Origin of the sequence: Mesorhizobium sp. M2A.F.Ca.ET.037.01.1.1 (assembly GCF_003998075.1) — a bacterium.
GTDB lineage: Bacteria > Pseudomonadota > Alphaproteobacteria > Rhizobiales > Rhizobiaceae > Mesorhizobium.
Window position 1 is genome coordinate 1 of record NZ_RZSA01000269.1, and the last position, 6,998, is coordinate 6,998.

The 6,998-nt window shown below is 64.4% G+C and carries 5 protein-coding genes; all 5 read left to right on the top strand.

From position 1 onward, the window contains the following. A partial coding sequence (locus tag EOA27_RS15365; protein ID WP_210214150.1) for an SMP-30/gluconolactonase/LRE family protein occupies positions 1 to 856 on the top strand: 856 nt, incomplete at its 5' end. Between the two features lie 37 nt (positions 857 to 893). Further along, on the top strand, positions 894 to 2,561 hold the full coding sequence (locus tag EOA27_RS15370) for a N,N-dimethylformamidase beta subunit family domain-containing protein (protein ID WP_126062129.1): 1,668 nt from the start codon (positions 894 to 896) through the stop codon (positions 2,559 to 2,561). A gap of 316 nt (positions 2,562 to 2,877) precedes the next feature. Continuing rightward, entirely contained in the window at positions 2,878 to 3,669 is a 792-nt protein-coding gene (locus tag EOA27_RS15375) for an enoyl-CoA hydratase-related protein (protein WP_127256610.1), read from the top strand. 19 nt (positions 3,670 to 3,688) lie between these two features. Next, a complete protein-coding gene (locus tag EOA27_RS15380) occupies positions 3,689 to 5,203 on the top strand; it encodes a 3-hydroxyacyl-CoA dehydrogenase (protein ID WP_245491099.1) in 1,515 nt (504 codons plus the stop codon). Positions 5,204 to 5,227: 24 nt separating this feature from the next. Then, the coding region (locus EOA27_RS15385; RefSeq protein ID WP_189562037.1) for an alpha-ketoacid dehydrogenase subunit alpha/beta at positions 5,228 to 6,998 on the top strand (1,771 nt) is incomplete at its 3' end.

Below are 6,998 nucleotides of genomic sequence, written 5' to 3' on the forward strand. Positions count from 1 at the left end.
GGAGGGAGCAATGAAACGATCGAAGGAAATCCATGTGACGGGCCTGGGCTTCCCGGAGGGACCGGTGGCGCTCCCGGACGGTTCGATCGCCTTCGTCGACCTGCTCCACGCCAAGGTGCGCGCCTTTAAGGACGGCGCCGTGCGCGAGTTGGCCACGCTGCCCGGCGCGCCCAATGGCATGAGGCTCGGCCCCGACGGCGCGCTCTACATTTGCAACAATGGCGGGCTTGCGCCGGAATCGTTGGAGACGCTGCATTTTGCCGCCCCGATGATCCCCGGCTGCATCCAGCGCCTGCAGCTCGACGGCCGCTGGGAAAATTTTGCCGACCAACTGCCCGGCGCAAAGCCTTCGCGGCCGAACGATTTGATCTTCACGCCGCAGGGCGAGATCGTGTTCACCGATCCGCAGAACTGGGAGGTGTTCGGCGCCGACGACGCGGCCTATCATGGCGGGCAGTTGCTTGCGGCGGGACAGGACCGGAAGGTCCGCGCGCTGGCCAAGATGACCGGCTTCCCGAACGGGCTTGTCTTCCATCCCGACGGCTCGCTGATCGTCGGCATCACCATGGAGCATCGTCTGCTGCGCTTCGACTGGAACGGCGGCAGTGTTGGCGCGATGAGCGAATGGGTTCGTTTCGACGGCCGCTTCAACCCCGACGGCATGGTCTGCCATGACGGCCTGCTCTACGTCACCGGCAGCACCGGCGACCGGGTCGCGATCCTCGACACATCAGGTCGGCTGGTCGAGATGATCGATTGCGGCCAAGGCAGCGACCCGACCAATTGCTGCGTCCGTGACGGCCGGCTCTGGGTGACGCTCGGCCTGCCAGGCCAGCTCGTCTCCTACGCTCTTTGACCAACGCCTCCCAGACCATCCTCGAACGAGTAAGCCCATGTCCCGTGAAGATGATTTCGTTCCGCCCGAACTCGGCCCCGTCAACATCCGCCCGCGCAAGGCCTGGGCGATGCCCGCCGACGAGCACTGGCACTCCAATCCCTGGTATGAGGCGCCGCGCGGCGACCCTGCCCTGCCCGAGGTCTATACCTACACGGACACGATGTCCTATGACCCGGGCGACGAGGTCGTCTTCCATTCCTCGACCACCGCGCCGAAATGGACGCTAGAGATCTACCGCGACGGCTATCGGCCGGAAACCGTCCACAAGGTCGAGGATATCGCCGGCGCCTTCGCGCCGACGCCGGCGGATGCATACCGCTCCGGATGCGGCTGGCCGGTGAGCCACCGCTGGCGTCTTCCGGCCGATCTGCGCTCGGGCTTCTACCGGGTCGTCTCGACCTGCGCCCGCGCCAATGGCGGCAAGTTCGTCCAGCATCACTTCTTCGTCGTGCGGCCGACGGCGGCCACGCGCCGCGCCAAGATCCTGATGATCCTGCCGACCGGCACCTGGACCGCCTATAACGACTTCGGCGGCGCCAACCACTATTTCGGCGTTGCCGGTCCGGGCAAGGACCAGCCTTCGCCCGTGCTTTCGCTCGAGCGCCCATGGACCCGCGGCGTCGTCTGGCTGCCGCCCGGCGCGCCGCGCATCTGTGCCGACCCGCTGCCGGAATTCGGCGACGCGCCGCGCTACCCTATGAAGGAATGGGCCTATGCCAACGGCTTCGGCCAGTATTACGCCGCCGCCGGCTGGGCGCAGTTCGATCGACACTTCGTACTATGGGCGGAGAAGGAAGATTACGAGCTTGACATGATTACGCAGACCGACCTGCACTTTAGGCCGGAGCTCCTCGATGCTTATCCATGCCTGACCATTGTCGGTCACGACGAATACTGGACCCGCGAGATGCGACTGGCGATCGAAGCCTATGTCGAACGCGGCGGCAGGCTTGCGCGCTTCGGCGCCAACTTCCTCTGGCAGATCCGCCTGGAGGATGACGGCAAGCGCCAGATCTGCCACAAGTTCAACGCCATCAACAATGATCCCGTCGCCGGCACCGACAAGGCGCATCTGCTGTCGACCGCATGGGAAGATAAGGATGTCGCCTGGCCGGGCGCCTCGACCGTCGGCGTCAACGGATTGCATGGGCTCTACGCGTCCTGGGGCGGCTTCGCGCCGCACGGCCAGAAAGGCTTCACCGTCTACCGTCCGGAGCACTGGGTGTTTGCCCGCACCGGGTTGCATTATGCCGACATCTTCGGCGACAAGGAGCGCATCTTCGCCTACGAGGTCGACGGTCTCGACTACACATTCAGGCATGGCCTCCCCTACCCTGTCCCGGTCGACGGTCAGCCGGAAACGATCGAGATCCTCGCCATGGCGCCGGCGGTGCTTGCCGAGGACGAGCCGGACGGCGAAGGCTTCCGCTATTACGTCCGCAGCAGCGACCATGAGGGCCTGGTGAAATGCGTCACCGGCGAGGTGACGCCGGAAGGGCTTGCCCGCTACAAATACGGCGCCGGCATGATGGTGCACATGACGCGCGGCAAGGGCGAAGTGCTGACCGCCGCGACCTGCGAATGGGTCATGGGCCTCAAGCGCGGCGACCGCTTCACCGAGCAGATCACCCGCAACGTCCTCGACCGTTTCACCAACGCATGACGTGGCGCGGCGGACCGTCGTTTTGATCCTCGGAAGGCAGAGCAGGCGCCGCTCTGCTTTCCGATTTCGCCTGACCATTGCGCTCCCGCACGCGCGGACACCCGAATATTTTTTCGGTGACCGACCGACGACCTGGGCCACGACCTGAAAGCGGCTTGGCACTCAGGAGAAGTCCCCTGCCGGCTAGCCGGCCCGCCGCTCAAACCCGTCCGGGTCCGCACCGGCGCATCGAACAATACGCTTGCGGCCCTCGCGGCTACTGACTATAGTCAAGCAGATTTGAAATTAAATTCCACTCTCTGATTTCTGGGCACTAATGAGCTCAACGAACGATCAATCTCTCGTCGTCATCGAGAGCCGCCCCGTCGAGAATGTGGGGCTGGTCGAGATCAATCGACCTGAATTGCGCAATGCACTCAATCTGGAGGTGCGCGAGAAGCTGGCCGCCGCGGTCGTCGGCTTTTCGGAGGATCCGGAAATCCGGGCTATCGTGATCGCTGGGCGCGGTGGCAACTTCGTCGCGGGAGCCGACATCAAGGCCTTCGAAAAGCTCGGCTCGGCCGACATGCTTCTGCAGCGCACCCATCGCTATTGGGACGTGATCGCCAGATGCCCGAAACCAGTCCTCGCCGCGGTCGAAGGCTTCGCGCTCGGCGGCGGCTGCGAACTTGCCATGCACGCCGATATCATCGTTGCCGCTCGGACAGCCACATTCGGGCAGCCCGAGGTGAAGCTCGGCTTGATGCCGGGCGCCGGCGGCACCCAGCGGATGCTGCGGGCGATCGGCAAATACAAGACGCTGATGCTCGTTCTCACCGGCGATATGTTTTCGGCGGAAGATGCCGAGCGTGCCGGTCTTGTCAGCACCCTGACGGACGAGGGCAAGGCCTTGGAGCAGGCGCTCCTGATCGCGCAGAAGATCAGCCGGCTCCCGCCCCTGGCCGTCGAGCAGATCAAGGAAGCTGTGATCAACGGAGAGGACGCCCCGCTGGAAACGGCGTTGAGGCTGGAACGCAAGGGCTTCCAGCTGCTTTTCGACACCGCCGACAAGCGGGAAGGCGTCGCCGCCTTCCTTGAGAAGCGCAAGCCCTCATTCAAGGGGCGCTGACTTGGCTAGCACGGGAGGGGTGTCGACAAGTCCGATCGAAAAAGCCGGCGTCGTGGGCGCCGGAGTGATGGGCTCCGGCATCGCCGAAGTCCTGGCAGCGTCAGGTATCGACGTGATGATCGTCGATGAAGCACCCGGAAAGGCGGCCGCCGCCGTCGAGCAGATCGCGTCGCGCCAGCGAGCGCGGGCCGTAGCGGGCAAGGTCAGCGCGGATTTTGTCGAGAAGCTGCTTGCGCGCATAACGCCTGTCGAAACCCTCGATCATCTGGCTGGCGCCGATCTGGTCGTGGAAGCCATCATCGAACAAATCGAACCCAAACGCCGGCTCATCGAGGCATTGGAGAAGATCGTGGGGGCCGACGCGATCATCGCGACTAACACCTCTTCCCTCTCGGTGACGGCGATCGCGTCAGCGGCTGAGCGGCCGCAGCGGGTCGCCGGCTACCATTTCTTTAATCCCGTGCCGGTGATGAAGCTGGTCGAGGTCATCTCTGGCGCGCACACTTCACCCGAGGTGGAGCGCGCACTGGTCGATCTGGCCGCGCGCTTCGGCCATCGTCCGGTAATTGCGGCAGACACCCCCGGCTTCATCGTTAACCATGCCGGGCGCGCCTTTGGCACAGAAGCCTTGGCGATGCTGCGCGAAGGCGTAGCCTCGATCGGCGAGATCGATGCGATCCTGCGCGATGCCGCCGGCTTCAAGATGGGGCCGTTCGAATTGATGGACCTGACCGGCCTCGACGTTTCGCACCCGGTCATGGAAAGCATCTACACCCAGTTCTACCAGGACCCGCGCTACCGACCTTCCGGGATTGCTGCCCAGCGTGTGGCGGCAGGTCTGCTCGGCCGCAAGACGGGGCGCGGTTTCTACAGCTACGACCCCAACCGGCAGGCAGCGCCGCTGAACACTGCGCAAGCGGCCGACACCGCGGTAATTCCGAAATGCGTCGCCGTGCTGGCGGACAATGACGCGGCCGATATCCGAAAGATGGTCGCGTCGACCGACGCGGCGGCCGTGGATCCCGACGCTCTGGCGCCTGGGCAGTACGATCTCGTCCTCGTTGGATTGGAGGGCGAGGATGTCGCCGGCGCAGCACGGCGTCTCGGCCTGCCGCCGTCACTGTGCGTCGGCTTCGATCCCTATTTCGGCCTGGACTGTCATGTGACGCTAGTCGCGTCCGCGGCGACGTCGGAAACAGCCGGCAAGGCCGCCGTCGCCCTCGTCGAGAGTACCGGCCGCAAGGCGACGCTGGTGAACGACAGCTGCGGCGCGGTGTGCCAGCGCGTCGTGGCGATGATCGTCAACATCGGCTGCGAGATCGTCGAGCAGAAGATCGCATCCGTGACGGACGTGGACGCTGCCGTGCGGCTGGGACTTGGCTACCCCCACGGGCCGCTGGAATGGGGCAACGAGCTCGGCCCCGCCCGCATTCTGCGCATCCTGGATACGGTGCATGAGCGCACCCGGGATCCTCGCTATCGCGCAAGCCTGTGGCTGCGCCGGCGCGCGGAATTGGGATTGGCTCTGGAATAATAGACAGGCCGGGGAGGAGTAGAGTTGGTCCAAAAGCATGAGTTGAAGCCTTCGGCGCCGTGGTACCGGATCGAGGCCGACGAGTCCGACTGGTCGAGCCTGCCCGCCAGCGATCTCGTTCGCCTGTATGCCCAGATGAAGCTGATCCGACGCTTCGAGGAAAAGATTCTCGACCTGGAGAAGGCCGGGCTCATCCATGGCCCCGCTCATGCCAGCATCGGCCAGGAAGCGGCGGCCGTGGGAGCGGTTTCAATGTTGCGCGCCTGCGATCAGATCAACGGCACGCATCGGGCCCATCACCAGGTGCTGACCAAGCTGGTCAATGCGCAGACCGAGCCGGATTTCGACATACTGAACCAGGATTTCACACCGCCGATGAACGACGCCGTGTACCGATTCATGGCGGAAATTATGGGTCTTTCGCCGGGCTACTGCGGCGGCCGCGGCGGCTCCATGCATATGCGCCACGCCGAGTCCGGCGTGGCCGGCACCAGCGCCATCGTCGGCGGCAACATCCCCCATGCCGTCGGATACGCGCTTGCCGACGACATCCTCGGCAGGGACGGAATTTCGGTCGCTTTCTTCGGCGACGGCGCCTCGCTGCAGGGCGCAGCGTATGAATCGATGAACATCGCGGCCGCTTACAAGCTGCCCGTCATCTTCTTCGTCGAGAACAATCTCTACGCCGTGGCGACACATATCGGCGACGTGACGGCGGAACCCCGCATCGCCTCGCGCGGTCCAATGCTCGGCTTTACCGGCATCGAGTGCGACGGCATGGATGTGGTCGCGGTGCATCGCGCCATGTCTGACGCCATAGAGACGATCCGCGCGGGACGCGGACCTGTCGTGATCGAGGCGAAATGCTATCGATACTTCCATCAGAGCGGCAGCAAGGCCGGAAGCGAATTTGGCTATCGGAGCAAGGAAGAAGAGCAGGAATGGCTTAAGCGCGATCCGCTTCGCCTGGCGGAGTCGCGCCTCGGCAAATTGGGGATTCTCGACAGCGCCGCGCTGGCGCTGATCGATGAGCGCGTGACGGCGATCGTCCAGTCCGCCGCCAACCGTTTGACCGAAACGGCGCCAGGCACCAACCAGCTTCGCATCCCGGACGGCCTCTGGCCTGCCGCGCAATCCGTCGACAGTGGCATCCTGGCGTCTCCCGCCGAAGCCCAAGGGCTGAATTATCGCGAGATCGAAGACTTTGCCCCTGAGCAACTGGTCAAGGCTCGTTTTGTCACTGCCGCTGGCGAGGCTCTGGGCGCGGCGATGGCCGCAGACCCGAACATCATCGTACTCGGCGAGGACGTCCATCGCTTGCGCGGCGGGGTGAGCGGCTTTACCCGCTCCGCCCTCGAGCAGTTTCCCGGTCGCGTGCTGGCCATGCCGATCGCCGAGAACGGCTTCACCGGAGTGGCGCTCGGCGCCGCGCTGCGCGGGCTGCGGCCCATCGTCGAAATCATGTTCGGCGATTTCTGCTTCGTCGCTGCCGATCAGATCGCCAACGGCATCGCCAAAGTCAGGCACATGTTCGGCGACGGATTTCCGGTGCCTCTCATCATGCGAGTGCGCGTCTCCCCGCACACCGGCTACGGCTCGCAGCATTCGAGCGACCCGGCGGCGCTGTTCAGAATGTTCCCCGGCTGGCACGTGGTCTCGCCGACGAATGCGTTCGATTATGTCGGACTGCTGAACACGGCGCTGAAGACCAATGACCCGGTCGCGATCATCGAACATGTCGAATTTTATCAGCGCGAAAGCCTGGTTCCGCACAACGAGCGCGACTACTGCATCC